Origin of the sequence: Hydrogenophaga intermedia, assembly GCF_023715105.1 — a bacterium.
Classification (GTDB): domain Bacteria; phylum Pseudomonadota; class Gammaproteobacteria; order Burkholderiales; family Burkholderiaceae_C; genus Hydrogenophaga; species Hydrogenophaga intermedia_A.
In genome coordinates this window covers 32,717-57,294 of the sequence record NZ_JAMBNO010000007.1, presented here as the reverse complement: position 1 = coordinate 57,294, position 24,578 = coordinate 32,717, and the positions used below count along the sequence as shown (strand labels likewise).

Sequence of the window (24,578 nt, the reverse complement as noted above, 5' to 3'; positions counted from 1 at the left end):
ATGAAAACCATCGCCCTGGTGCTTGCCGTGTTCTGTGTGCTGCTGTCCTCGGCCGCGCAGCTGGCCATGAAGCGCGGCCTGGCCCCCGGTGGCGCTCATGCCGACGTCGCTGGCACCTACCTGCAGGCATTCACCAGCCCGCTGGTGTGGCTCGGTCTGTTTCTCTACGGTGCGAGCGCCGTGTTGTGGCTGTGGGTGCTGTCGCGGCTGGACGTATCGCTGGCCTATCCGCTCGTGAGCCTGGGCTTCGTGGTCACCGTGGGCCTGGGCATCGTGTGGCTCGGCGAGCCGTTTTCCTGGTTGCGCGTGGCGGGCTGCACGCTCATCGTCATCGGCGTGAGCCTGCTGGCGCTGGACGTGCGCGCATGAAGGCCGACGACCATTCCCTGGCGGCCGCACGCCGTCTGTTCTGGTGGGTCTTCGCCGGCACGCTGGCCCTCAAGCTGCTGCTGGCGGCCACGTTTCCCTTCACCGGCGACGAGGCGCTGTTCCACCAGTGGGGCATGCACCCGGCCTGGCACTACTCGGACCACCCGCCCCTGGTGGGCTGGCTGCTGGCCGTGCTGCACGCGGTGAGCGACGCACCCATCGTGCTGCGCAGCGTGACGCTGCTGGTCACGAGCGCGATCGCGCTGCTGGTGGTGGACCTGCTGCGCCGCTTGCTGCCCGAGGCACGCGAGGCACAGGCCTGGCTGGCCGGCGCGGTGTACCTGGCGATGCCTTGGAGCTGGCTGTTCGTGCTCGTCACCACCGACACGCTGCTGATCCTGTTCATGGCGCTGTCGTTCTGGGCCTACCTGCGGGCGGATACCAGCGAGCGCGGCGTGGGCTGGTACCTGCTGTGCGGCGCGTTCCTGGGCACGGCCTTCTTCAGCAAGTATTTCGCGGCGCTGCTGGGTTTTGCCTACGCGGCCCACGCCTGGGGCTGGCGGCGCGAGCGCTGGTGGGCACCGTTCGTGGTGTTCATCACCGCACTGCCGGCCATCGCCGCCAACCTCTACCTGAACGCCACGCACGGCTGGAGCCACGTGATGTTCAACGTCTTCAACCGCAACGAAGCGGCGCAGTGGTCGCTCGAGACCTGGCTGACCTATGTGGCGATGGCGCTGTACCTCATCACGCCCTGGTGGCTGTGGCGCGCCGCGCGCTCGCGCGCCCCTGCCGAGGTGAGCACCACCACGCGCACCACGTTGGCGGTGCTGTGGCTGTTCCCGTTCGTGGTGTTTGCACTGCTGGCCACGCGGCGCACAGTCGGCCTGCACTGGGTGCTGGGCTTCGTGCCGGTGTTCGTGGTGTGGGCCGGCCTTCGCACCGATGTGCGTCCGCTGCGCCGCCTGCTGGGCTACACGGCAGCCCTGTCGCTGCCGCACCTGGTGCTGGTGCTGGGCCTGATGCTCGCGCCGCTGGGCTGGTTTGCCCACACCAAATGGGCCGATCGCGCGGTGTTCCTGCGCGAGAACGCCGCCGTGGTGGCCGCGTTGCGCGACGGGCTGCCCGCCAACGGCACGTTGATGGCCCAGGCCTACAACCCGGCGGCCATGCTGGCGTACCGTTACGGCCGCTACGTGCCGGTGTTCGGCCCGGGGCGCCACCATGCACGGCAGGACGACCAGATCATCGACTTCCGCACCTACGACGGCCGGCCGATCCGCGTCTTCCACTACGACGAACCCGACCTTGCGGCCTACACGCCCTACTTCGAGCGCGTGAGCAAGCGCGCCTTCACGGTGGATGGCGCCGAGTTCTGGTACGTCGATGGCGAGGGTTTCCGCTTCGCGCCCTACCGGGAGCGGGTGCTTGCCGCAGTGGCGCGCGATTTTCACGACATCCCGCGCTGGCTGCCCGTGCTCGGCAACCCGTTCTGCGAACGCTACGGCTTCGCCGAATGCGCGCCGGGACGCTGAGGCGGGCGCTTCATCAACCCGCTGGCGCCACCGCCGCACCGGCGATGCCGTGGCGCTGCAACGCGGCGGCCACGAAACCGCTGGCTTTCATCTCTTCCACGAAGTCGGTGAGGTAACGCGCCGCGGCCTCGCCGCGCCCACGCGGGCAACCCATGGCCTGGCGGATCACCATGAAATGGCCGGGCAGCAGGCGCAGGCCGCCCCGGCGTTCGGCATCGGCCTGGAGCTGCTGCTTCACGCCGGCGGCCACGTCGGCGTTGTGCTGTAGGAAGAAGTCCACCACCGCGGGTGAGCTCGGTGCGCGCAGGATCTGCGCGTGGCGCAGTTCGCGGCTCAGGAACAGGTCGTACGCGCTGCCCTGGCCCACCACCACGCGGTGCGCGGCCTGATCCACCTGATCGCCAGCGCTGATCGGCGAATCGTTGCGCACCGCGTAACAACCTTCGATCAGCACGTAAGGCCCGGTGAAGTGGATGCCTTCGCCGCGCTTGGGATCGATGGCGAAGAAGCCGATGTCGGCCTGTTCCTGCGTCACCGCGTCCACCGATTTGCCCGCGGTGTCGAATACCACCAGCGCCAGCGGCACGCCCAGGCGTTCGGCGAAGGCGCGTGCCAGGTCCACCGACACACCGCGGGCGCCTTCGGCGGCGTCGGGCGCCGCAAGAATGGGGTTGCCGGTGTTGATGGACGCGCGCAGGCGGCCGGTGGGCGCGAAGGCGCGGACGATCTCGACGGGGGCGGCTGGGTTCATGGGCAGCGAACGGGCATCAAGGGGTGGAACGGGCAGCCTGGGCGGCTGCGGCGGCCGGCGGCACCGGCTCGGGCACCAGCAGCTCGCCGCGCCACAGGCCGCGCACGGTGGCCGCGCACAAGCCGCCGATCACCCCGGTGGCGAGCGCCAGCAGCGCCCAGGCGAGCAGGCCCATGGCGCCCGGCTCGGGCAGTGACTGTGCCAGGCGCAGCGTGAGCGTGGTGAAGGCCGCCAGCGGGAACGACAGGGCCCACCACGGCAGGCCGAACGGCACCTCGCGCAGGCGCGGCGCCAACGGAATCAACCACAGCAGCGTGAAGGCGCCCACGCCCCACACGCCCCACACGCCCAGCACCGCAGGCTGCGGCGCGCCCAGTTGCAGCAGCGCCAGCGACACCACGGCCGGCGGCGCGAGCAGGATGCACCACGACGGCAGCAGCCGCGGCGGCAGCGGGCTGTGCGAGAGCCGGCGCACCAGCACCAGGGTGAGCACCACCGGCCAGAAGAACACGCCGATGCCAAGCTGTGCGACCGACCACGCAGCGTGCCCCAGCGGCGCGCCGGCGAGCGGCGCCACCACGTTGCCCACCACCGGAATGAACAGCACCGGTGTGACGCCGGACCACAGCGCACCGGGCGTGGCGTCGCGGCTGCCGAGCCAGCGGCCCAGCACCCAGGCCGTGACGCCGAGCTGCAGCACGCAAGCCAGCGCCCAAAGGACCGACCACAGCGGACGCGGCGCGTCGAAGCTCACGCCCACCGTGGCCAGCAACATCAGCGACACAGGCACTGCAGCGAAGAAGGCATGGCGCACAGGGTGGCGCAGGTCCTCGCGCACCGCGTCGGCATGGCGCAACCAGCGCAGCAGGCCACCCAGCACGAGCACGGTGAACACGGCCGCCGCGAGCACGCCCACACCGAGCGCGAAGGCGTGCGCCGCGGGCCCGAGCGATACCGCCGCGCGGTGCCAGGCGAGCGAGAGCCCGCACAGGCCCATGACGATGGAGAACCAGGCCGGCCCCAGGTGGCGCAGCGGGCTATCGCCGGGCGTGCTGTTCGCTGCGCTCATGCCGCCACCTCGAAGCGCACGCGCGGCGCGACAGCGCACAAGGGCTCGTAGGCGATGGTGCCGGCCGCGTGGGCGACCTCGTCCACCGGGAGCACGGTGCCTTTGGCGGCACGGCCCCAGAGCACGGCCTCGCTGCCGATGCCGGCGTCGGGCACGGGCGTGAGGTCGACGGTAATCATGTCCATGCTGACGCGGCCCAGCGTGGTGGTGCGCACGCCGTCCACCAGCACCGGTGTGCCGGACGGCGCGTGGCGCGGGTAGCCGTCGGCGTAGCCGCAAGCGATGACGCCGATGCGCATGGGCGCGGGCGCGGTGAAGGTGGAGCCGTAACCCACGGTGTCGCCGGGCTGCAGCTGCTGCACGCCGATCACGCGCGTGGCCAGCGTCATGGTGGGCTGCAGGCCCCAGTGCGCGGCGCTGTGCTCGGGGAAGTCGGGCGCGCTGCCATAGAGCGCGATGCCCTCGCGCACCCAGTCGGCTGCGAGCGAGGAGGCACCGCGCAAGGCACCACGGGCGTGACGCAGGATGGCCGCGCTGTTGGCCAGCGTGCGCTCGCCTGGCAGGTCCTCGGTGGCTTGCTCGAACAGCGCCACCTGGTGCGCGATGCCGCGCGCGCCGTCGGCGTCGCTGAAGTGCGTCATGTGCGCGATCTCGTCGACTTGCGGCAGCGCGTTGAGGCGCGCCCAGGCCGCGCGGTAGGCCGCCAGCGTGAATCCCAGGCGGTTCATGCCGCTGTTGAGCTTCAAGAACACCTTGTGCGGCTGCTGCGTCTTGTGCGCTGCCAGCCAGTCGATCTGCTCGCTGCAATGCACCGTGTGCCACAGGCCCAGGCGCGAGCACAGCTCCAGATCGCGCGCCTCGAACACGCCTTCCAGCAGCAGGATGGGGCCGCGCCAGTCGAGCGCGCGCAGACGCTGAGCCTCGGCAAGGTCGAGCAGTGCAAAGCCGTCGGCGCTGCGCAGGCCGTCGAACGCGCGCTCGATGCCGTGGCCGTAGGCATCGGCCTTGACCACGGCCCACACGCGCGAATCGGGCGCGCGCTCGCGCGCGACCTGCAAGTTGTGACGCAAGGCGCCGGTGTGCACGGTGGCCAGGATGGGGCGGGGCATGGCGTGAGAAAAGTCAAGGGGCGCAAACCCGGCCGAGCAACGGGCTGGCATACACCCGACGGTGTTCAAACACCGTGCTATAACCCGCGCCACCCGACCGGAGACAAGGCACGGACTGTCGCACAAAGAGTCGGGAACATCCGTCGCCGAGGCGCTTCATCCTGGCCATCCAGCACTCCGATTCATCGCGATGAAGCGCGGCTTCTACACCATCATGACGGCGCAGTTCTTCAGCTCGCTGGCTGACAACGCGCTGTTCGTGGCCGCCATCGAGCTGCTGCGCCACCGTGGCGCGCCCGAATGGCAGAGCGCGGCGCTGGTGCCCATGTTTGCCCTGTTTTATGTGCTGCTGGCGCCCTTCGTGGGCGCTTTTGCCGACGCGCGGCCCAAAGGCCAGGTCATGTTCATCAGCAACGCCATCAAGGTGGTGGGCTGCGTGCTCATGCTCACCGGCGTGCACCCGCTGCTGGCTTACACCCTGGTGGGCCTGGGTGCGGCGGCCTACTCGCCGGCCAAATACGGGATCCTCACCGAGCTGCTGCCGCCGTCGCAGCTGGTCAAGGCCAACGGCTGGATCGAAGGCCTCACCATCGCCTCCATCATCCTGGGCGTGCTGCTGGGCGGCCAGCTCGTGGGCCCGGCGATTGCACCGCTGCTGCTGTCGCTGGACATTCCCGGCCTGGACAGCCCGCCGCTGGCCGCGATCGCGCTGCTGGTGGGCGTGTACGCCCTGGCCGCGGGCTTCAACCTGCGCATTCCGCTCACCGGCGTGACGCCGCGCCCCATGCCGCGCAACCTGCTGGTGCTGCTGCCCGACTTCTGGACCTGCAACATGCGTTTGTGGCGCGATCACCTGGGCCAGATTTCCCTGGCCACCACCACGCTGTTCTGGGGTGTGAGCGGCAATCTGCGCTACATCGTGCTGGCCTGGGCCGCGGCCGCACTGGGCTACAGCACCACGCAAGCATCGGCGCTGGTGGGCGTGGTGGCGCTGGGCACCGCGGTGGGTGCGGTGGTGGCCTCGGTGCGCATGAAGCTCGATCAGGCCACCCGCGTGATCCCGCTGGGCATCGGCATGGGCCTGCTGGTGGTGCTCATGAACTTCATCGACAACGTCTGGGTGGCCGCGCCCTTCCTGGTGCTGCTGGGCGCGCTGGGCGGCTTTCTGGTGGTGCCGATGAACGCGCTGCTGCAGCACCGCGGCCACAACCTCATGGGCGCCGGGCGCTCCATTGCGGTGCAGAACTTCAACGAGCAGGCCTGCATCCTGGGCCTGGGCGCCTTCTACAGCTTCTCCACCGGCATGGGCCTGTCCGCCTTCGCGGCCATCACCGCCTTCGGCTTGCTGGTGGCCGGCACGATGGCGCTGATCCGGCACTGGCACCAGCGCAACGAGCGCAACCATCCGCATGAGCTGGAACGGCTGCTGGAGATCGCGCGCCGCGACGATTTACATGGGTAACCTGGAACACCCCCGCCGGGGTAGTCGTACTTTTCGTGCAGATTGGTGCGCTTTGCTCCGAAAACCCGTTGCACGACAAGCACTTACGTTTCCCGCACTTTCGGGCGCTTCGCATTTTTCGTGCAGATTGGTGCGCTTCGTCCCAGGCACCCTATGAGGCCGCACCCTGCGGTTTCCCGCGATCTGCCGGGTCAGACCTCGTCGCTTCGGTCGCGAAACTCCAGCTTGAACTGCCAGCCCTCGAAGGCCGCCACCATGCGGCCGAGTTCGTCCCAGGAGATCTCGCGACCATCGATGACGACCATCGGCACTCGGTGGTCCTCGTCGGGATCGCTGTCGACGGTGCCGCGCAGGATCAGGCGATCGTTCACCTGCGGCCCGTGGTCGGTGTCCTCAAGATGCGTGAGAGCCAGGGCCCGGCGCATCTTGCCAATGAGCTTGCCCAGCAACTCCAGAGGGTCGTCGTCAGGCTCGCCGATCACCTGAAACCGATACCCGGCCGGGCAGCCATCGCGCAGCTCGAACGCGTCGATCGCCATACCGGGCCCGAACAGTCGGGTGCGAAACCGGAACTCGTGCTCGACGCCACGCCCGTCGATCATGCGCACGGGCTCGAAGACCACGTGCTCAAACCCATGCAGACCGAGGCGGCTGGCGGCGGCCTCGTTGAAGCATCGGCCGCAAAGCTGCCGGTAGCCGCCCTCCGTCGACCCGTAGTTCACGACATCGTGGCTGAGCGCGGGCTGACGGCAGGCGTCGCAGGTGATTGGCTGCATGGGTGATGCGGTGTGCGTGTAGGCGAGACAACTTTAGGCTACGAACGCGGCACCGCGAACCGATCAGCCACCTGCTTGGCCCGTCGGGCATCGTCGGTGTGCAGGTACATCGAGGTCGTGGCGAGCGAGGCGTGCCGCAGGTTGTCGCGCACCGTGGTCAGCTCGGCGCCGCCTTCGAGCAGGTGGGTGGCATGCGTGTGCCTCGTCCAGTGCGGCGTGGCCAGGCGCAACTTCTCGGCAAGGGCCGGGGTGGCTTCCTCCACGACTTCGGCCGCCGTGGCGAAGAACCGCTTCATCACTCGCCATAGCCGCCACGAGGAGATCCCACTTCCATCCTCTCCAAGGCTGCCAATCAGCGGGGTCGATGGACGCCACTTCGAAGGCGTCACGGGCAGCCCCCGTTGAACGAGGTAGCGATCAAGGGCGGCCCGGGCCAGCGGCGGGAGCACGACCTTGCCGGCCTTGTGTCCCTTGCCGACGACCCCGATCCACGTGTCGCCGTGTGCGTCCGAGTCGACCGCGCCGAGTCGTGCGCCCACGAGTTCGCTGATTCGCAGGCCCGTGGCGTATGCGAAGTCCAGCATGAAACGCAGCCGCTGCGCTGCCGGCTCGCTCCAGCCGTAGGACCATTCCAGGCCGTCGGCGACGACCCGGAGGAGCTTCCACTCGTGCTCGGTGAACGCGTGTGACGTGTCGAGCTGCGCCGGCCGGCTCCCTCGCACCTTGACGCCGGCGAAAGGGTTGGCCAGCACGTAGCGCTGCTCGATGAGCCAGCGGTACAGGGCGTTGAGTACCGACAGCGCGTAAGCCGCGGAGCGCGCCGAGAGCTCTCCCGCGAAGGGGCGCCACGCGGGCGACAACCGCGGCTGTGGTGCGCCGACCCAGCGCGCGCGAGGGCCCGGGTGACGCAGGAAGGCGCGGTAGGCAATGGCGTCCTCGGTGGTCAGCGATGAAAGGGCCCGCCCTCGCTCGACGATCGCCCACAGGATCAGCCGTTCGGCTTCCTTGCGGTAGGCCCGCTGGGTCGCCGCCGACTCGTGCAGCGACAGCCAGGCGTTCACGGCCTGGTAATCGTTGCTGGCGTCGAGCGCACAGCTGGCTTGCGGCGCTCGGAAGGTACCCCGTGAGCCATCGACGTCGTCGGGGACGACCAGTCGCTCCCAGGGGATCAGTTCCTGCGCCTGGTTCACTGTGATCAGCGCGCGAGCGCGTTCGGTGAGCGCAGGATGTTGGGCAAAGAATGCCTCGATGTGGCGGGCGCCGGCCGGCCCGAGCCCCGCGATGCCGGCCCACCAGCGCCGGCGCCTGGGCACGCGCAGGGTCAGGTCGGCCAGCGTGCGAATGCCCGCCGCGTGCAGTACGTCCACGAGCCGCACGGGTAGCCAGCGCTCGACGGCGTCGCCGATGAGGGGCTGCGGCCGCGGCATCCCTCGCAGCGTCTCGATGGCGGCTGTCGCTGCCCTGGCGAGTTTCCGATCCGATGGACTGGCCGCCGCGAGTGTGGAAGCCAGTTCCGCCTGCGCACGGCTCGTCGCGAAGGCCACGAGCTGGCGCTTCACCCGCCCGATCACGGAGCGCGCCGATGCGCCGGCAGTCCGGCGATCAGGCAAATAGCGATCCACCGCGGCGCGGGTCGGCACCCCTTGAAGCCAGGCGCGGAATGCGGCCAACGAAGCCTCGTCCGGCCAGGTCGGGGCTGTGAGCATGCTGGGCGGCGCTGACAGCGCGTTTTCCATCCGCGCCAGTTTAGACCCGCGGCATGCATGCCACGCTAATGTTGTTTATCTTGGCATCACTGCTGATGAATATGCTCGCCAGCGAACTCTCACCGCGGTGAGAGTCTTGGCAGACTCAGCACGGGGTGCCGTTGCACGCCGAGGTGATCACGATAGACCCCAAGTTCGATGCCCGGGAGGTGGGTGCAGCCCCAACTGAGGCTCCAGGAAGCTGCCGCTCGCGGAGACCAGCCATCGGCCACAAGCGGTCGGCCCCGCCAGCACCAGAAACCCGTCGCTCACCGACCCCAGGCAATGCTCAGTGAGCGCCGCGCACATGGCGCTTGGAAGCCGCCGCAGGTTTCGCACCTGCGTGATCGATGCCCTGGAGGATGCCGCAGTCGGCAGAGGCATGAGGCACGGGGCAGGCCGCCCGCAGCGCCCTCAGCTCCTTCTCAAGGGCGCGCAGGGCCTTGATCCGCTCGGCCACATGGCCGATGTGCTCGTCCAGCAGGCTGTTCACCTCGCCGCAATCGGCCAAGGGTTGGTCCTTGAAACGCAGCAGCACCCGCACCTCGTCAAGCGTCATGTCCAGGCTGCGGCACTGGCGGATGAACCCCAGCCGATCCGCATGCTGCGGGGTGTAGATGCGGTAGTTGCCCTCCGTGCGCGCGGCGGCCGGCAGCAGCCCCTCTCGTTCATAGAAGCGGATCGTCTCGATGGGCGTTCCGCTGGCCTGGGCCAGTTCGCCGATGCGCATGTGCGGTTCCCCTTGTGCCGGTGACAGTTCGCGACGCACCTTGACTCTATACCCACTTCAGGGTTTTCAATGTCGGCATGGCCCACGATCACCCCCACGACATCAAGCCGGATCCGGCCGGCGCACTGCAACCGGCTGGCTGCGGCGCCTGCTGCGGCGCTTCCGACCACGCACCTGCTGCCTCTGCCTCGGTCCCCCTGGGTGGTGGCCAGCGCTTCCGCATTCCGGCGATGGACTGCGCCAGCGAGGAGTCCGAGATCCGTCGCGCTGTCGAGGGCATCCCCGGCGTCCTGGGGCTGCGCTTCCAGCTGGGCGAGCGCAGCCTGCGCATAGCCGGCGAGCCGCAGGCAGCGCTGGCGGCAGTGGAAGCCATCCGGAACTCCGGATTCGAGGTTCACGCCTGGCCCGACGCGACGGAGTCGTCCAACGCCGGTGATGGATCGGATCACGGCCACGACGCAGCAACCGGGTCCGGCCTGCCCCGCCTGCTGGCTGCCCTCGCTCTTGCGACGGCTGCCGAGGCCCTGTCCTTCCTGGCACCGGACGCGCCCTGGTCCAAGTGGGCTGGCCTGGCCGTTGCAGCCGCGGCCATCGGGCTGGCCGGCTTCGGCACGTTCCGCAAGGGCCTGTCCGCCCTGCGGCACGGCCGCCTGAACATCAATGCACTGATGTCAGTGGCGGTCGCGGGAGCCTTCGTGATCGGCCAGTGGCCTGAGGCGGCCATGGTCATGGCGCTGTACGCGATCGCCGAACTGATCGAGGCGCGGGCCGTCGACCGCGCGCGCAATGCAATCAGCGGCCTGCTGGCGCTGTCGCCCGACACCGCCGACCTGCGGCAGCCCGACGGCACCTGGAGATCCGCGCCCGTCGGCAGCGTACCTATCGGCGCCACGGTCCGGGTCAAGCCGGGCGAACGCGTGGCCATGGATGCCATCGTCACCGACGACAGCACCGCCGTGGACCAGGCGCCCGTCACCGGCGAGAGCCTGCCGGTCGACAAGGGGCCGGGCGATGCGGTCTTCGCCGGCACCATCAACCAGACCGGCACCATCGAGTGCCGTGTCACCGCCGCGGCGTCGCAATCGACGCTGGCCCGCATCATCCACGCGGTCGAACAGGCCCAGGGCAGCCGTGCGCCCACGCAGCGCTTCGTCGACCGGTTCGCGGCCGTGTACACACCGGCGGTGTTCGTGCTGGCACTGGCCGTTGCCATCGCCGGCCCGTGGCTCTTCGGCTGGACGGTGCTGGCCGCGGTCTACAAGGCGCTGGTGCTGCTGGTCATCGCCTGCCCGTGCGCCCTCGTGATCTCGACGCCCGTCACCGTCGTCAGCGGGCTGGCGTCGGCGGCCAGGCGGGGCATTCTGATCAAGGGCGGCGTCCACCTCGAACAGGCGCGCCTGCTCAAGGCGGTCGCGCTCGACAAGACCGGCACCATCACCGAAGGCAGGCCGCGCCTCGTCGAGTGGGAGATGCTGTCCACCAGCCTGCCCAAGCCGCAGGCCGAACACATCGCAGCCGCGCTGGCGGCGCACTCGGACCACCCGGTGTCGCGCGCCATCGCCGCGGGGCTGACGCCGAACAGCGTCGAGGCCCGCAACTTTGCCGCGCTGTCCGGGCGCGGCATCGAAGCCGACATCGGCGGCCAGCGCTACGTGCTGGGCAACCACCGCCTGATCGAGGAGCGCGGCCAGTGCTCCGCCGAGATCGAGGCCGTGCTCCACCGTCACGAGGAAGCGGGCCGCACGGTCAGCCTGCTGGCCACCGCGTCCGGGGTGCTGGCGCTCTTCGCGGTGGCCGACACGATCAAGCCCTCGTCGGCCGCCGCCATCGGCGAGCTGAAGGCGATGGGCATCACGCCGGTGATGCTGACCGGTGACAACCAGGCCACCGCCGAGGCCATCGGCCGCGAGGCCGGTCTGACGGACATCCGCGGCAACCTGCTGCCCGAGGACAAGCTCGCCGCGATCCAGGCCATGCAGAAGCAGTATGGGGCGACGGCGATGACCGGCGACGGCATCAACGACGCACCCGCGCTGGCGCAGGCCGACATCGGCGTGGCGATGGGCGCTGCCGGCACCGACATCGCGATGGAAGCGGCCGACGTGGTGGTGATGAACGACGATCTGCGGCGCATTGCCGAGACGGTGCGCCTGTCGCAACGCACGCACGCCGTGCTGTGGCAAAACATCGCGCTGGCTCTCGGCATCAAGGCCGTCTTCCTGGTGCTCGCGCTGTTCGACAACGCCAGCATGTGGATGGCCGTGTTCGCCGACATGGGGGCCAGCCTGTTGGTGGTCTTCAACGGCCTGCGCCTGTTGCGAAACCCCGAACGAAGCTGAGGCGACCATGGAGGCCAAAGCCCAACTGCTACAGCCCACGCGGCTGCTCGATTTCACGCACCCCGCCATCGAAGCGCTGGTCGAGAAGCGGGGGTGGCGGCCGTTGCCGATGTATGACCGTATCGGCGCCGTCTACGACTTCGTGCGCAACGAGATCGCCTTCGGCTACAACGCTGGCGACGAGTTGCCGGCATCGGCGGTGCTGGCCGATGGCATCGGCCAGTGCAACACCAAGGGCACGCTGCTGATGGCCTTGCTGCGCGCCGTGGGCATTGCCTGCCGCTTCCACGGTTTCACCATCGACAAGCCGCTGCAGAAGGGTGCGATCACGGGGCTCGCCTATGTGCTGGCACCGCGACGCATCATCCACAGTTGGGTCGAAGTGGCCTTCGAGGGACGGTGGGTGAACCTGGAAGGCTTCATCCTCGATGCACCCTACCTGACCAGCCTGCAGCGGCGCTTCCCGGTCCGACAGCGGTTCTGCGGCTACGGCGCGGCCACGCCCGACCTGTCGGCGCCTGGCGTTGAATGGCGCGGCCAGGACACGTACATCCAGAAGGACGGGATCGCTGACGACTTCGGCGTGTTCGACAGCCCGGACGAGTTCTATGCGCGCCACGGCTCGAACCTCTCCGGCCTCAAGCGTTGGCTCTTCACGCAGGTCATCCGGCACCGCATGAACGCCCAGGTCCGACGCATCCGCGCCGAAAAGTGGTGATGCCGGTCACGGCGATCAGCCCGGCGAACCCGTCTCAAACTCTGTAGCTGCTAGACTCTTTTCATGCGCCGTTGGCTCGCGATCCTCATGCTCGCCCTGCTGCCGCTCCAGTTCAGCTGGGCGGCAGTGGCGGCGTATTGCGGGCACGAAACCGGCCAGCATGTTCAGCACCTGGGCCATCACGAGCACCAGCACACGGATGAGGCCACGGCCGACCAGGGCAGCGCGCCGGCAGATCAGAGCGCGCCGGCTGGGTTCGATTTCGACTGCGGCCATTGCCACGGCACCTGCGCCAGCATGCCCGCGCCCATGGGCGACATTTCGCCGCTGGCTCTGGCCTCCCACCCGGTAACGCCTGTCGAAGGCACCGTGCGAACCCTCGCGCAAAGCCCGCCCGAACGCCCTCAGTGGCTGCCCCTCGCCTGATCGGCGAGGCGGGTTCCTTCTCCTTCTGAAGCCCGTTCGCGCCTGCGTGCGCGCCGCCCGACACATGGGTCAGCGGCGCCGCTCGAGGCCCGATCCGACCCTGAGTTCCTCAGCGTCGACTCTCGCCGATCTCCTGTGGGTTGTTTTCAACACTGGAGCATCGGATGCACCGAAGAAGAATCATGCCGGCCGGGCGCTGGCATCACGCCGCCCGCGCCACCCTGGCGACCGTAGCCAGTACGGCACTCACCGCAGCGCTGATGGGCGTCGCGATCGAAGCGCGTGCGCAGACCCCTGCTGCACCCAGCGAGCCGACCCCGCCCACGCTGCGAGCAGCCTTCGAAACCGCCTGGGCGCGGCAGCCCGAAGCGCAAGCGCTGGCAGCGCGGCGCGACGCGGCACGCGCGCAGCGGGACGCGGCCCAAGCATGGACGCCCGAGCCAGTGGCGATGGAGCTGTCCACCAAGACGGACCGCCTGAACCGAAACCTCGGCACCCGTGAGGTCGAGGTCGGCGTGGCCATCCCATTGTGGCTGCCGGGCGAACGTGGCCGCAGCCAGGCCCTGGCCGACGCCGAGGGCCGTGCCATCGAGAGCCGTACCACGGCGGCACAGCTGCGCGTGGCTGCCGCTGTGCGCGAAGCGTGGTGGGCGTGGCAGCGGGCCCGTGTGGAGCTCGATGCCGCACGCGGCCAGCTCGACAACGTTCAACGCATTGCCGCCGATGTCGGCAAGCGGCTCAGAGCCGGTGACCTGGCCCGTGCCGACCAGCACCAGGCCGACGGCGCCGTCGCGGCGGCCGAAGCGGCCGTGGCGCAGGCCGAAGGCGCGCTCACGGCCGCCTGGCAGCAGCTTCGTCCCCTCGTCGCCATGCCAGCGGCTGCCGCACCCAGCGCCGCGCCCGGCGCCGACGCCGAACCCGAGCCGTCCACGGCGACCGGTCCTGCAGACGGCCTGGACACGCATGCCGAACTGCTCTCGTTGAAGGACCGCTCCGCCGTCGCCGACGGCGTGGCTGCACTCGCGGCCACGCAGTCTCGCGCCAGCCCGGAACTCACCATCGCCGCCACCCGCGATCGGGGCACTTACGGAGAGTCCTACCAGCAGACCTTCACGGTCGGTGTGCGCATCCCCTTCGGCGCCGGTCCCCGGCACGATGCCCGCGTGGCCTCTGCGCGCGCCGAGGCGGTCGAACTGCAGGCGCAGATGGCATTGGAACGTGCCCGCCTGGCGGGCGAGCGCGAAGCCGCTCGCGCGCGCACCGACGCGGCGCGGGCGCAGCTGGCCGCTGCCGATCGTCGCGCCCAACTGGCGCGCGAATCGCGCGGCTTCTTCGACAAGTCCTTCCGCCTGGGCGAATCCGACCTGCCCACGCGCTTGCGCATCGAGGCCGAGGCCGCCGACGCCGAGCGACAGGCCGTGCGCGCCCGCATCGAACTCGCCGCAGCCATCTCGGCGTGGCGGCAGGCCCTGGGCCTGCTGCCGCAGTGAGCCGACGGCACACGCCCCCACGAACACGCTCAGCGAACCCCATCAGGAATCCCATCCCATGAAGTCTTCCCACTCCCTGGCTGCGCTCTGCCTTGCATCCGTGCTGCTCGGCAACGCCCTGCCGGTCATCGCCGGCGATGGCCATGACCACGGCGACACCGCCCCGGCCGCCACGGGCACCGCGCTGCCCCGCTTTGCGGCGGTGTCCGAGACCTTCGAGCTCGTCGGCGTGCTCGATGGCAAGCAGGTCACGCTCTACCTCGACCGATTCGTCGACAACACCCCGGTGCGTGGCGCGCAGATCGAACTCGAGATCGACGGGACCAAGTTCAAGGCCGAGGCCCATGGCGACGACGCGTATGAAGTGGTGCTCAAGGAAGCGCCCAAGCCCGGCGTGCTGCCGATCACCGCGACCGTGACCGCTGGGGCGGAGGTCGATCTGCTGGCCGGCGAACTCGACTTGCACGAGGCCGCCCACACCGACGAGCCTGCGCATGAACTTTCATGGAAGGAGGTCGGCGGATGGGCCTCCGGCGGCCTGGCCGTCCTTGCCGTGCTGGTATTTGGCGGGAGACGCCTGATGGCCGCCCGCCAGGTTCGCGCCGGAGGTGCAGCATGAAGCGCGCTTCTTTGCATCGCCTGGCCTGGCTCGGCGTGGTGCTGGCACTCGTGGGCCCACTGACCGCGCAGGCCGGGGAAGGCCATGACCACGGCGACGCACCCGCTGCGCCGAGCGCAAACGGCCCCCAACGCCAGCCCGACGGCAGCGTGTTCCTGCCCAAGCCGGCCCAGCGCCAGCTGGGAGTACGTACGATGGTGGCTGCTGAGGCCGAGCTGCCGCGCTCGGTCGAGCTGAACGGCAAGGTGCTGATGGATCCCAACGCCGGCGGCAAGGTGCAGCCGCTGAACGCCGGCCGCATCGAGCCCGGTCCACGCGGCCTGCCCAACCCGGGACAGGTGGTGCGCAAGGGCGAGGTGCTGGCCTACGTGGTGCCCTCGACCGCGCCCATCGAGAGATCGAATCAATCCGCGCAATTGGCCGAGTTGCGCGCGGCCAAGTCGCTCGCCGACAAGCGCGTGACGCGGCTGAAGGAGTTGTCGGATACCGTGCCGCGCAAGGACATCGAGGCGGCCGAAAGCGAGGCAGCCAGCCTGGCCGAGCGCATGGCGGCCGTTGGCGGCGGCCTGGCAACGCGGGAAGCGCTGGTGGCCCCGGTGTCGGGCGTGATCGCCTCGGCCCATGTGGTGGCCGGTCAGGTGGTCGATGCCCGCGAACTGCTGTTCGAGATCATCGACCCGAGCCGCTTGCGCATCGAGGCACTGGCCTTCGAGCCCTCGCTCGCGGCCAATGTCGGCAGTGCCACGCTGGCAGTCGGTGACCAGCGTGTGCCGCTGGAGTACCTGGGTGCGGCGCGCAGCCTGCGCGAGCAAGCGCTGCCGCTGGGCTTCCGCGCTCAGGGTGCGGCCCTGAACGGCTTGGCCGTAGGACAACCCGTGCGCGTCTTCGTGCAGACGAAGCAGAAGGTCAAGGGCATCGCGGTCCCGGTCGCGTCGCTGATGAAGAACCCGGCCAACCAGACCGTCGTCTGGGTCAAGACTTCGCCCGAGCGCTTCGAGCCTCGCAGCATCACGACCGAGGCCCTCGATGGTGTGAACGTCGCGGTCACATCGGGCCTGAAGGCCGGGGACCGCATCGCCACCCAAGGCGCCACCCTGATCAACCAGGTGCGCTGACATGTTCAAGTGGCTACTCGACAACAGCCTGACGAACCGGCTGCTGGTGATCATCGCCAGCGTCGTTCTGATGGCCTACGGCGCGTTCACGCTCTCGCGCACCCCGGTGGACGTGTTCCCCGACCTCAACAAGCCGACCGTCACCATCATGACCGAGGCCGGCGGCATGGCCGCCGAGGAGGTGGAGCAGCTCATCACCTTCCCGCTGGAGACGACCATGAACGGTCTGCCCGGCGTCGAAAGCGTGCGCTCGACCTCGTCGGCCGGCCTGTCCTTCCTCTACGTCACCTTCGACTGGAGCACCGACATCTTCCGCGCCCGGCAGCTGGTGTCGGAGCGGCTGTCCTCGATGGAGGAAGGCATCGCCGAAGGCGTGGTGCCGCGCATGGGCCCGATCAGCTCGATCATGGGCGAGATCATGCAGATCGCCATTCCGGTCGATCCGAGCAAGATCAGCCCGATGGCGGTGCGCGAGTACGCCGACTGGGTGCTTCGACCGCGCCTGCTCTCGGTGCCAGGCGTCGCGCAGGTCATCCCGATCGGCGGCGAGGTGCGGCAGTTCCAGGTGCAGCCGAACACCGCGCGCATGGCCGAGCTGGGCATCACGCACGACCAGCTCGAAAGCGCGCTCAAGGGCTACTCGTCGAACACCTCGGGTGGCTTCCTGGAGCTGAACGGCCGCGAGTACCTGATCCGCAACCTCGGCCGCACGTCCCGGCTCGACGACCTGAAGAACCTCGCGCTCGCGGCCAAGGGCGGCCAACCCATCCTCCTGCGCCAGATCGCCGAGGTCACGTTCGCCGCGGCACTCAAGCGCGGTGACGCAGGATTTGAGGGCAAGCCGGCGGTGATCCTGGGCATCCAGAAGCAGCCGACTGCCGACACCATCGCGCTCACCAAGTCCATCGAAGACGCCCTCGTCGGACTGAAGGCTTCGCTGCCGGCCGGCATGGAGGCGCCTCGCGTCACCTTCCGTCAGGCCAGCTTCATCGAGGCCTCGATCACGACGCTGCAGGGCAAGCTGATCGGCGCCTCGATCTTCGTCGCGGTGATCCTGTTCTTCTTCCTCGGCACCTTGCGGCCGACCGTCATCGCGCTGACGGCCATTCCGGTATCGATCTTCATCACCGCTCTGGTCTTCAAGTACTTCGGCCTGTCGATCAACACGATGACGCTGGGCGGCCTGGCCATCGCCATCGGCGGTCTCGTCGACGATGCGGTGGTGGGTGTCGAGAACGTGCTGCGGCGGCTGAAGGCCGACCGGGCCAACCATCCGCACAGCCGGCTGCACCTGATCGAGATCGTCGCGCACGCGACGATGGAAGTGCGATCGGCCATCCTCTATGCGACGGTCATCATCGTGCTCGTCTTCATCCCGCTGTTTGCACTGCCGGGGCTGGAGGGCAAGCTGTTCGTGCCGCTGGGCATCGCCTTCATCGTCTCGACGCTGGCTTCGCTGATCGTCTCGGTGACGGTGACGCCGGTGCTCAGCTTCTACCTGCTGCCGCGGATGAAGAACCTGGACCACGGTGACACCAAGGTCCTGGCCTGGCTGAAGGCACGCTACCGCAGCGGCCTGCAGGGCGTGCTGGACCGGCCCAAGGCCGCCATGGCGGCGGCCGGTGCGGCCGTGCTGGTGGCCGCAGTGGCGGTGCCGTTCTTCCCGACGACCTTCCTGCCGCCGTTCAACGAGGGCACGCTGCTGATCGGCCTGCGCCTGAACCCGGGTGTCACCTTGACGGAGTCGTCGGCCTTGGCACGCCAGGCCGAGGTACTGGTCAAGCAGGTGCCCGAGGTGACGCACGTCGGTCGCCGCAGCGGCCGGGCCGAGCTGGACGAACACGCGGAAGGCGTGCACGTCAGCGAGCTCGACGTGGGCCTCAAGCCCACCGCCGAGCTGACGCGCAGCATGGACGAGATCAAGGCCGACATCCGCAAGCGCCTGATCAACCTGCCGGCTGCGCTGGAGATCGGCCAGCCCATCTCGCACCGCATCGACCACATGCTCTCGGGCGTGCGCTCGCAGATCGCGATCAAGATCTTCGGCGAGGACCTCGACGCGCTGCGAGGCCAGGCAGATGCCCTGCGGGCCAAGCTGGCCACGATCCCAGGCATCGCCGACCTGCAGATCGAGAAGCAGGTGCTGGCGCCGCAGATCAAGGTGCGCATCGACTACGCCGCCGCGGCGCAGTACGGCGTGCCGGCGCCGCAGGTGCTCTCCGCATTGCAGGCGCTGGTCGAGGGGGAGAAGGTCACCCAGATCGTCGAGGGAGGCCGGCGCTTCGCACTCGTGGTCAAGCTGCCCGAGTCGGCGCGTTCGGTCGAAGGCCTGGGCCAGATCCTGATCGAGACGCCGAACGGGCGCATCCCGCTGTCGAAGATTGCGGCGATCGAGGACGGCGACGGCCCCAACCAGATCAGCCGTGACGACGGCAAGCGGCGCATCGTGCTGTCGGCCAATGCGTCCGGGCGCGCGCTGTCGGAGATCGTGGCCGACATCCGCAAGGTGGTGGCCGAGACGAAACTGCCCGAGGGCTACTTCATCACCCTGGGCGGCCAGTTCCAGGCCCAGGAGGAGGCCTCGCGGCTCGTCGGCCTGCTGTCCATCGTGTCGCTGACGCTGATGTTCGTGGTGCTCTACAGCCGCTACAAGTCGGCGGCGCTGTCGGCGCTGATCATGGTGAACATCCCGCTGGCGCTGGTGGGCGCAGTCATCGGCCTGTGGCTGTCGGGCCAGCCACTGAGCGTCGCCGCTCTCGTCGGCTTCATCACGCTGGCCGGCATCTCGGTACGCAACGGCATCCTGAAGGTCAGCCACTACATCAACCTGATGCGCTTCGAGGGCGAGTCCTTCGACCAGAAGATGATCCTGCGCGGCTCGCTGGAGCGGCTGAGCCCAGTGCTGATGACCGCGCTGGTCACCGCCTTTGCGCTGGCCCCGCTGCTGTTCGAGGCCGAGCAACCCGGCACCGAGGTGCTGCACCCGGTGGCCGTAGTGATCTTCTCCGGCCTCATCAGCTCGACCCTGCTCGACACCTTCCTCACGCCCGCGATGTTCTGGCTCTTCGGGCGCAAGCCGGCCGAAGCGCTGATGGACGACAAGGACGCCGAGGCGCTTTGAGCGGCTTCCTGTTCACCCCCAAACCCTGAAAGGACTCTCATGAAGACGCAATCCATCCTCGCCTCCATCACCCTCGCCCTGGCTGGTTCTGCCTTTGCCGCCGGCGACAAGCACAACCACGCCCACGAGCACAAGCCGCTGCATGGCGGCGTCGTGGTCGAGGTCAAGGACATGGACTACGAACTGGTGGCCAAAGCCACCGTGATCCAGCTCTACCTGCGCGACCACGGCAAGCCGGCCGACGTGTCCAAGGCCAGCGCGAAAGTGACGCTGCTGACCGGCACCGAGAAGCAGGAGGTCGAGCTGAAGCCCGCGGGCGACAAGCTCGAAGCCTCCGGCAGCTTCAAGGTCGGCCCCGGCACCAAGGCCGTCGCTGTCGTGATCGTCGGCGGCAAGCCCGCCACCGCACGCTTCACAGTGAAGTGAACGCCATGACTGCCGACCGATTGACCTGTGCCTCGGTGGTCTTGGTGGCTGGGCTGCTGGCGGGCTGCGCCACGCCGCCCGCACCCGATCCCACCGTCGAGATCCCGTACTGCCACAAAACCAACAAGGGCCGGGTGATCGCCTGCACCACGGCTCCGGCGCCGAGCCTGAACGCCGATGCGCAGGCCAAACAGTTCGCGCCTGACCCGAACGCCCTCACCGTGTACGTCGTGCGGCGCAACTGGGGCGACGGCCGGAACTTCGTGAAGGTTCAGGCCGACGGCGGAGCCGCCGTCGAGACCCTGCCGAACACGATGGTGCGCTACCGGCTGAAGCCGGGTTCGCACTCGATCGCCTTCGACTTCGAGGGGCAGCGTCCAGCGACGACGGTCGCGGGCAAGGCGGGCGATGTGCGGTTCGTCCGGCTCGACGGCATGGTCTGGGCCTGGAAGAGCACGTTCACCTGGGCGACCGAATCCGAGGACGCGATCCGCGAACGAGCGCTGAAGGCAAGGCTGGTGGCCGACTTGGCGGTACGCTGACCCCATGAGGACATTTGCCCTGTTCATCGCCACGGCCCTGGCCGAGATCGTTGGCTGCTATCTGCCCTACCTGTGGCTGAAGCAGGGCAGGTCCGCGTGGTTGCTCGTTCCGGCGGCGGCGAGCCTGGCCCTCTTCGCCTGGCTGCTCACGCTGCACGAGACGGCGGCGGGGCGGGTGTATGCGGCGTACGGCGGGGTCTACATCGGCGTCGCGCTGCTTTGGCTGTGGATCGTGGACGGCATCAGGCCGACGGCATGGGACGTGGCGGGCGTCGCCGTCGCGCTGACGGGCATGGGCCTCATCATGTTTCAGCCGCGCTGATGATCAGTTCGATGCCGTAGCGTGCAGCTTCTTTGCCGGTCTGCGCGCGGCCGACCCCGGCTTGAGTGACTCCGCCGCTGTCAATCGACAGGTACATGTGATGCGCGAGCTAACGACTTGCGAACGTCTGCTTAGACGCGATACGACTGACTACAACGGGTCGATTTCGGCCAGCCAACTCGACGAACAGTCTGCCGTAGACCGGTCATTGAGCTCCGGCCCTGCGCCCGCCGCGACGTGAGTAACGTTAGTTCGAAGCGAACTCATCGCCCAAGATCGCTGCGAGGTCCTGGCGCTCGCCCAGCAGCCGGACGACATCCAGGTCATCTCCGCGTTCGAAGTAGCACCACAGCAGCGGGAACTTTGCGACCCGCCAGGTCCGAAGCCCTGGAATGCCAAGAAGCTTTCCGAGCGTCGGTGAGCCGATGCCAGGGTCGAGTTCGATCTGGTCAAGCGCGGCGTTGGTGGCCTTGGCCACCTTCACCGCCACGCGGGTGCCACCCTCCTTGCGGTAGTAGCGGACTTCGCCCTGCTGGTCGCGCAGCGCCTGCGGGCGCAGAACCGCCGGCTTCAATCGATCTCGCCGCGAGCGATCGCCAGCAGTTCCTTCTCGTCCGCCTTGGTGCGACGCCGGCCGGGCCCGGATGCCAGCCCTTCTTCGATGAGGTCGCGAAGCCGCTTCTTGGCCTGCTCTTCCTGGTCGCGCCGGACCAAGTCGCGGATGTACTCGCTGGTGTTGCCATAGTTGCCGGCGGCGACCCGGTTGTCGATGTACTCGCGCATCGACTCGGGCAAGGCGAAACTCATGGTTTGTCGGCTCATGTGGGCATCTTGGGCGGTTTGACAACCGTTGTCAACTCCGACGGCTGACCTTCTTCCAGTTCTGCGTGTGCGGGAGCGGGTCCCGTCACGAAGCAGACCGAGTTGCCTGGCCCGGCACGCGTTGGATCAGCGCCGCCGCGAACTTCTCGATGCCGAATCTCATCGTGCCGCGGAAATTGATGTGCGAGAAGTGCGCCGGGCCGATGCGGCGCAGCCAGTAGTCCTCGACTGGGATCCCGTCTCGCTTGAGCCTCTCGACCACCTCGTGCATACGGGCAGTGTTCCAGGCCAGCACGATGTTCGTCAGCAGGGCGTGTGAGCCGGAGATCGCCTTCATCTCGTCCCGCCGCCGGCCGCGTTCGGGCGCCACCTTGCCTGAGTACACGGCGCGCTGCAGCTGATGCACCGACTCGCCACGGTTCAGCAAGGTATGGATCTCGCGGCGGAAGTCCTCGATGGCGATGTAGTCGCACAGGAACACCGTTCGCAGCAGCCGGCCCAGGTGCTCCGCCGCCCGGTGCAGTGGATCCCCCTGGGCAGCCGACCCGAAGCGCTGCAATGCCAGCGTGGCGGAGACACGTCCCGAGCGGATTGACGCCGCCAGGCGAAGCAATTCATCCCAACCGCGCTCGATGGCGGCCAAAGACACGCGCCGAACGGTGACGACTTCCAAGCCATCGGGCACGGTGAATCCACGAGGCAGGTAGAGCTTTCGTTCGGCCAGGTCCCGCAGGCGGGGGCACAAGTCAAATCCCAGCAGCTTGGAGATGGCCATCGCCGGATTCGTGTAGCCGTGCGTGTCGACCGCCAGCAGCGAGATCCGAATCCGATCCGCCGCGCTGTTGTGCTGCTCGATGCCCTCGATGGCGACGCCGGCCTGTCGTTCGTTGAGCACGATGGGTTGGTCGTAGACGATGCCCCAGCGGTCGCGCACATGGGTGTAGAGGCCTGCGGCGTAGGTGCGCCGGCGTGGGTCCACACGGGCGTTCCACAGGTGGCGCGAAACGTCCAGCGACATCATGTCGGCTGATGCCTTGTCCCCGTTGCCCCACAGTGCCGCGATGGGGATCCGGCTCTGGAACTCGGCCACGCGCTCGTTGGCGCGGCGCAGGCGGCCACTTCCTTCCAAGGCGCGCATGGCCACAGTGACTTGTGTGGGCTCCAGACCAGGGATCATCGACGCCACGCCCTTGGCGTCCGCATCGGTACCGTGCGCCAGCAACGCGCCGTACAGGGCCACGAGTTCGCCGGTGGACTGCGCGCGGTGGCCGAGCAGCGCTTCGCTGTACCCGGTGGCGGCATCCACCTCCAACAGCATGTCCGGAAACTGTACGCTGCCAATCAAGTTGTAGATGGTCTCGCGTGTGCGCACCGGCTCGCCTTGATCCGGCAGTGCCGTGATCGCAGGCAGGTGGAGCATGCCGTCGGCGCCGATCTCGACCTTGCCGCGCCGCTGGGCCTCTGCCACCGCAGACATAGCGGCCATCAAGTTGGCCAGCAGGGGCTCCAGGAATTCGGCCGCCGACTTGGGCATGCCCAGCAACTCAACCTGCTCGTCCCGTTGCAAGACCCAATCCGCCGGCGGGATGAGCATCTGGTCTCGCTCCCGAAAACTCAGCGAGTGGTCCAGCCAGACACTGCCTCGGCGAAGGCTCTTGCGCAGCGACATCATCGTGCAGGCCTCAAACGCCCGAAACCCTGAGCGGGGGTCCAGATCGCGGACCAGGCCGTGCCAGGCTGTGCCAACATCTGGCAGCGGTACGCCCTCCTTCAGCTCGGTCACACCCTTGCGCTGCAGATCCGTCCAGGACTTCCACTGTTCGAAGCCCGGATCGCCGGGGCGGCCACCGAGGTCCAGATCTTTCAGCGCTCCCAGGCAAGCGCGCACGCGCTGGCTGTCTTCCGCCAAGGCCTTGCGAACCAAGGACACGAAGCTGCCGCTGGCGGCTTCGCCGAGCTCGGCGAGCAGTTCTCTGGCTTCCAGGACTCTCGCCTGCCAGGTCTTCGTTTCGTCGTACAGGACGGATCGCGCCTTGGCCGCCTGCTGGATCAGGCCTGTCGTGCCCCGGATACGGTTTGATTGCGCCTTGTCCGCCGCCTCGCGGAACAGTTGCTGGCTGCGCCGGCTGGTTTGCAAGAGGGCGACATCGGTGAGTTCGAGCAGCGTCACCCGCAGGAAGCACACCAACTCGATCAGCTGGCGCGATGGCTTGATCTCCCGCGTCTTCACGGGGCGCCTGGCCTGGACCTGACGGGCATAGGCCTGCTGCTTTGCCAGCGACACGGCATTCAGGTTCCAGTCGTGGGCACCGAGCTCTTTCAGGTAGCGGACCTTGTCGATGGTCTCCGCAAGGGTGCTCGGGCCGTGACGCTTGGACGGCGTCTTGAGCCACTCCAGGCACGTCGTGTCGGTGCCCGGCCGCGTGCTGTATGCGGCGTCGACAACCTTCTGCGCCGCTGCCGGTGGTACGGCGGCATTCACCGCGCTGAGGATCTGCGCCTCCACCGCGGCGAATGCATCTCGGGCCCAGTCCTGCAGGCGGCGCGCTCCTGGGATCAGGATGCGCCGCGTGAACAGCCAGTGGCTGGCCGACTGGACCAGGTCATCGGCGTGGGAGGCGTCGGCTGCTTGGGCCAGCAGGGCCGCGGTCAGCGCGACTTCGTCGTCGATTGCAAGTTCGCGCAGGCCGAGATAGGTCTTGGCCCAGAGCTGGTGCTTGAAGAGGGTCTGCCGGCGCTTGTAGATCGACCGCAGGCTGGCGATGGACGGCGGCGACACGGCCAGGACCTGGGCGGTGTGCCGGAGGAGGTTTCGGGGCAGCACGTTGAAACCGTCGAGCGGTCGGCCGGCCACGCGCATGAACATGAGCATCAGCGCGGCGGGCAGGCGGCGGTCGCTGCGGAACTGCTCCCGGAGGGCCGCCACGTCCGCCGACGTGAGCGAAAAGAACTGCTCCCGATCAAACTCACTCAGGCGAGGCGGCAAGGCCTCTTGGCCGACGAAGCGCAGGGCGAAGGCGGGCATGGGGTTGGGCAGCGGCAGGTGGGCGGTCAATGTACCGCCGCGGCTTCCGTCAACCCAACTGAGTGAT

The 24,578-nt window shown here is 68.6% G+C and carries 22 protein-coding genes; 13 read left to right on the top strand and 9 right to left on the bottom strand.

Translation table 11 applies throughout. The features are described from left to right. Together M3149_RS08000 and M3149_RS07995 are read left to right on the top strand one after the other, a co-directional pair. Entirely contained in the window at positions 1 to 369 is a 369-nt protein-coding gene (locus M3149_RS08000) for an SMR family transporter (protein ID WP_251708779.1), read from the top strand. Further along, positions 366 to 1,904 (top strand): ArnT family glycosyltransferase, encoded by a 1,539-nt coding sequence (locus M3149_RS07995; RefSeq protein WP_251708778.1) that lies wholly within the window; start codon positions 366 to 368, stop codon positions 1,902 to 1,904. Before M3149_RS08000 ends, M3149_RS07995 begins: the two co-directional genes overlap by 4 nt. Positions 1,905 to 1,917: 13 nt before the next feature. On the opposite strand, the gene M3149_RS07990 is transcribed toward M3149_RS07995, so the two are convergent. From M3149_RS07990 to alr, 3 genes are read right to left on the bottom strand one after another with little or no spacing between them, the layout of a single operon-like run. Beyond that, entirely contained in the window at positions 1,918 to 2,655 is a 738-nt protein-coding gene (locus tag M3149_RS07990) for an ABC transporter substrate-binding protein (protein WP_251708777.1), read from the bottom strand. Positions 2,656 to 2,671: 16 nt separating this feature from the next. After that, positions 2,672 to 3,724: an SLAC1 anion channel family protein gene (locus M3149_RS07985; RefSeq protein WP_251708776.1), complete on the bottom strand. Its 1,053-nt coding sequence runs from the start codon at positions 3,722 to 3,724 to the stop codon at positions 2,672 to 2,674. Then, positions 3,721 to 4,833, bottom strand: a complete 1,113-nt coding sequence (gene alr / locus M3149_RS07980; RefSeq protein ID WP_251708775.1) for an alanine racemase — start codon at positions 4,831 to 4,833, stop codon at positions 3,721 to 3,723. Before alr ends, M3149_RS07985 begins: the two co-directional genes overlap by 4 nt. A gap of 190 nt (positions 4,834 to 5,023) precedes the next feature. On the opposite strand from alr, the gene lplT reads away from it, so the two are divergent. Next, the gene (lplT, locus tag M3149_RS07975; protein WP_251708774.1) at positions 5,024 to 6,295 is read left to right on the top strand and encodes a lysophospholipid transporter LplT; all 1,272 of its coding nucleotides are present in this window, start codon (positions 5,024 to 5,026) and stop codon (positions 6,293 to 6,295) included. Positions 6,296 to 6,486: 191 nt separating this feature from the next. Here the strand turns inward: lplT and M3149_RS07970 are convergent, their stop codons facing one another. From M3149_RS07970 to cadR, 3 genes are all read right to left on the bottom strand, one after another. After that, positions 6,487 to 7,071, bottom strand: coding sequence for a DUF7686 domain-containing protein (locus M3149_RS07970; protein WP_011804719.1), 585 nt, complete (start codon positions 7,069 to 7,071; stop codon positions 6,487 to 6,489). 38 nt (positions 7,072 to 7,109) lie between these two features. Then, positions 7,110 to 8,807: a site-specific integrase gene (locus M3149_RS07965; RefSeq protein ID WP_125035030.1), complete on the bottom strand. Its 1,698-nt coding sequence runs from the start codon at positions 8,805 to 8,807 to the stop codon at positions 7,110 to 7,112. Between the two features lie 298 nt (positions 8,808 to 9,105). After that, the gene (gene cadR, locus M3149_RS07960; RefSeq protein WP_251708773.1) at positions 9,106 to 9,546 is read right to left on the bottom strand and encodes a Cd(II)/Pb(II)-responsive transcriptional regulator; all 441 of its coding nucleotides are present in this window, start codon (positions 9,544 to 9,546) and stop codon (positions 9,106 to 9,108) included. Positions 9,547 to 9,623: 77 nt separating this feature from the next. On the opposite strand from cadR, the gene M3149_RS07955 reads away from it, so the two are divergent. From M3149_RS07955 to M3149_RS07910, 10 genes are all read left to right on the top strand, one after another. Further along, the gene (locus tag M3149_RS07955; protein WP_251708772.1) at positions 9,624 to 11,885 is read left to right on the top strand and encodes a heavy metal translocating P-type ATPase; all 2,262 of its coding nucleotides are present in this window, start codon (positions 9,624 to 9,626) and stop codon (positions 11,883 to 11,885) included. Positions 11,886 to 11,892: 7 nt separating this feature from the next. Further along, positions 11,893 to 12,603 carry a transglutaminase-like domain-containing protein gene (locus M3149_RS07950; RefSeq protein ID WP_011804715.1) on the top strand — a complete coding sequence of 237 codons (711 nt, stop codon included), beginning with the start codon at positions 11,893 to 11,895 and terminating at the stop codon, positions 12,601 to 12,603. Positions 12,604 to 12,666: 63 nt separating this feature from the next. After that, positions 12,667 to 13,029, top strand: coding sequence for a DUF2946 family protein (locus tag M3149_RS07945; protein ID WP_251708771.1), 363 nt, complete (start codon positions 12,667 to 12,669; stop codon positions 13,027 to 13,029). Between the two features lie 164 nt (positions 13,030 to 13,193). After that, positions 13,194 to 14,519 carry a TolC family protein gene (locus M3149_RS07940; RefSeq protein ID WP_251708770.1) on the top strand — a complete coding sequence of 442 codons (1,326 nt, stop codon included), beginning with the start codon at positions 13,194 to 13,196 and terminating at the stop codon, positions 14,517 to 14,519. A gap of 58 nt (positions 14,520 to 14,577) precedes the next feature. Then, positions 14,578 to 15,138 (top strand): hypothetical protein, encoded by a 561-nt coding sequence (locus M3149_RS07935; RefSeq protein WP_011804712.1) that lies wholly within the window; start codon positions 14,578 to 14,580, stop codon positions 15,136 to 15,138. Continuing rightward, complete coding sequence (locus M3149_RS07930; protein WP_011804711.1) at positions 15,135 to 16,253, top strand: efflux RND transporter periplasmic adaptor subunit; 1,119 nt, start codon at positions 15,135 to 15,137, stop codon at positions 16,251 to 16,253. The genes M3149_RS07935 and M3149_RS07930 overlap by 4 nt, the downstream gene beginning before the upstream one ends. Before the next feature lies 1 nt (position 16,254). Then, a complete protein-coding gene (locus M3149_RS07925) occupies positions 16,255 to 19,374 on the top strand; it encodes an efflux RND transporter permease subunit (RefSeq protein ID WP_196995178.1) in 3,120 nt (1,039 codons plus the stop codon). A gap of 39 nt (positions 19,375 to 19,413) precedes the next feature. Further along, on the top strand, positions 19,414 to 19,800 hold the full coding sequence (locus M3149_RS07920; protein ID WP_011804709.1) for a hypothetical protein: 387 nt from the start codon (positions 19,414 to 19,416) through the stop codon (positions 19,798 to 19,800). Positions 19,801 to 19,805: 5 nt separating this feature from the next. Then, positions 19,806 to 20,342 (top strand): hypothetical protein, encoded by a 537-nt coding sequence (locus tag M3149_RS07915; protein ID WP_251708769.1) that lies wholly within the window; start codon positions 19,806 to 19,808, stop codon positions 20,340 to 20,342. Between the two features lie 4 nt (positions 20,343 to 20,346). Further along, positions 20,347 to 20,664, top strand: coding sequence for a YnfA family protein (locus M3149_RS07910; RefSeq protein ID WP_011804707.1), 318 nt, complete (start codon positions 20,347 to 20,349; stop codon positions 20,662 to 20,664). Between the two features lie 247 nt (positions 20,665 to 20,911). On the opposite strand, the gene M3149_RS07905 is transcribed toward M3149_RS07910, so the two are convergent. From M3149_RS07905 to M3149_RS07895, 3 genes are all read right to left on the bottom strand, one after another. Then, complete coding sequence (locus M3149_RS07905; RefSeq protein WP_041835938.1) at positions 20,912 to 21,238, bottom strand: type II toxin-antitoxin system RelE/ParE family toxin; 327 nt, start codon at positions 21,236 to 21,238, stop codon at positions 20,912 to 20,914. Next, positions 21,235 to 21,486 carry a type II toxin-antitoxin system ParD family antitoxin gene (locus M3149_RS07900; RefSeq protein ID WP_011804706.1) on the bottom strand — a complete coding sequence of 84 codons (252 nt, stop codon included), beginning with the start codon at positions 21,484 to 21,486 and terminating at the stop codon, positions 21,235 to 21,237. The genes M3149_RS07905 and M3149_RS07900 overlap by 4 nt, the downstream gene beginning before the upstream one ends. A gap of 85 nt (positions 21,487 to 21,571) precedes the next feature. Beyond that, positions 21,572 to 24,511, bottom strand: a complete 2,940-nt coding sequence (locus M3149_RS07895) for a Tn3 family transposase (protein WP_041836223.1) — start codon at positions 24,509 to 24,511, stop codon at positions 21,572 to 21,574. Between the last annotated feature and the right edge of the window lie 67 nt (positions 24,512 to 24,578).

What these genes read in the sequence shown, in the direction of transcription:
- M3149_RS08000 (WP_251708779.1), top strand. Translation starts at nt 1, where the DNA reads ATGAAAACCATCGCCCTGGTGCTTGCCGTGTTCTGTGTGCTGCTGTCC.
- M3149_RS07995 (WP_251708778.1), top strand. Translation starts at nt 366, where the DNA reads ATGAAGGCCGACGACCATTCCCTGGCGGCCGCACGCCGTCTGTTCTGG.
- M3149_RS07990 (WP_251708777.1), bottom strand. Translation starts at nt 2,655, where the DNA reads ATGAACCCAGCCGCCCCCGTCGAGATCGTCCGCGCCTTCGCGCCCACC.
- M3149_RS07985 (WP_251708776.1), bottom strand. Translation starts at nt 3,724, where the DNA reads ATGAGCGCAGCGAACAGCACGCCCGGCGATAGCCCGCTGCGCCACCTG.
- alr (WP_251708775.1), bottom strand. Translation starts at nt 4,833, where the DNA reads ATGCCCCGCCCCATCCTGGCCACCGTGCACACCGGCGCCTTGCGTCAC.
- lplT (WP_251708774.1), top strand. Translation starts at nt 5,024, where the DNA reads ATGAAGCGCGGCTTCTACACCATCATGACGGCGCAGTTCTTCAGCTCG.
- M3149_RS07970 (WP_011804719.1), bottom strand. Translation starts at nt 7,071, where the DNA reads ATGCAGCCAATCACCTGCGACGCCTGCCGTCAGCCCGCGCTCAGCCAC.
- M3149_RS07965 (WP_125035030.1), bottom strand. Translation starts at nt 8,807, where the DNA reads ATGGAAAACGCGCTGTCAGCGCCGCCCAGCATGCTCACAGCCCCGACC.
- cadR (WP_251708773.1), bottom strand. Translation starts at nt 9,546, where the DNA reads ATGCGCATCGGCGAACTGGCCCAGGCCAGCGGAACGCCCATCGAGACG.
- M3149_RS07955 (WP_251708772.1), top strand. Translation starts at nt 9,624, where the DNA reads ATGGCCCACGATCACCCCCACGACATCAAGCCGGATCCGGCCGGCGCA.
- M3149_RS07950 (WP_011804715.1), top strand. Translation starts at nt 11,893, where the DNA reads ATGGAGGCCAAAGCCCAACTGCTACAGCCCACGCGGCTGCTCGATTTC.
- M3149_RS07945 (WP_251708771.1), top strand. Translation starts at nt 12,667, where the DNA reads ATGCGCCGTTGGCTCGCGATCCTCATGCTCGCCCTGCTGCCGCTCCAG.
- M3149_RS07940 (WP_251708770.1), top strand. Translation starts at nt 13,194, where the DNA reads ATGCACCGAAGAAGAATCATGCCGGCCGGGCGCTGGCATCACGCCGCC.
- M3149_RS07935 (WP_011804712.1), top strand. Translation starts at nt 14,578, where the DNA reads ATGAAGTCTTCCCACTCCCTGGCTGCGCTCTGCCTTGCATCCGTGCTG.
- M3149_RS07930 (WP_011804711.1), top strand. Translation starts at nt 15,135, where the DNA reads ATGAAGCGCGCTTCTTTGCATCGCCTGGCCTGGCTCGGCGTGGTGCTG.
- M3149_RS07925 (WP_196995178.1), top strand. Translation starts at nt 16,255, where the DNA reads ATGTTCAAGTGGCTACTCGACAACAGCCTGACGAACCGGCTGCTGGTG.
- M3149_RS07920 (WP_011804709.1), top strand. Translation starts at nt 19,414, where the DNA reads ATGAAGACGCAATCCATCCTCGCCTCCATCACCCTCGCCCTGGCTGGT.
- M3149_RS07915 (WP_251708769.1), top strand. Translation starts at nt 19,806, where the DNA reads ATGACTGCCGACCGATTGACCTGTGCCTCGGTGGTCTTGGTGGCTGGG.
- M3149_RS07910 (WP_011804707.1), top strand. Translation starts at nt 20,347, where the DNA reads ATGAGGACATTTGCCCTGTTCATCGCCACGGCCCTGGCCGAGATCGTT.
- M3149_RS07900 (WP_011804706.1), bottom strand. Translation starts at nt 21,486, where the DNA reads ATGAGCCGACAAACCATGAGTTTCGCCTTGCCCGAGTCGATGCGCGAG.
- M3149_RS07895 (WP_041836223.1), bottom strand. Translation starts at nt 24,511, where the DNA reads ATGCCCGCCTTCGCCCTGCGCTTCGTCGGCCAAGAGGCCTTGCCGCCT.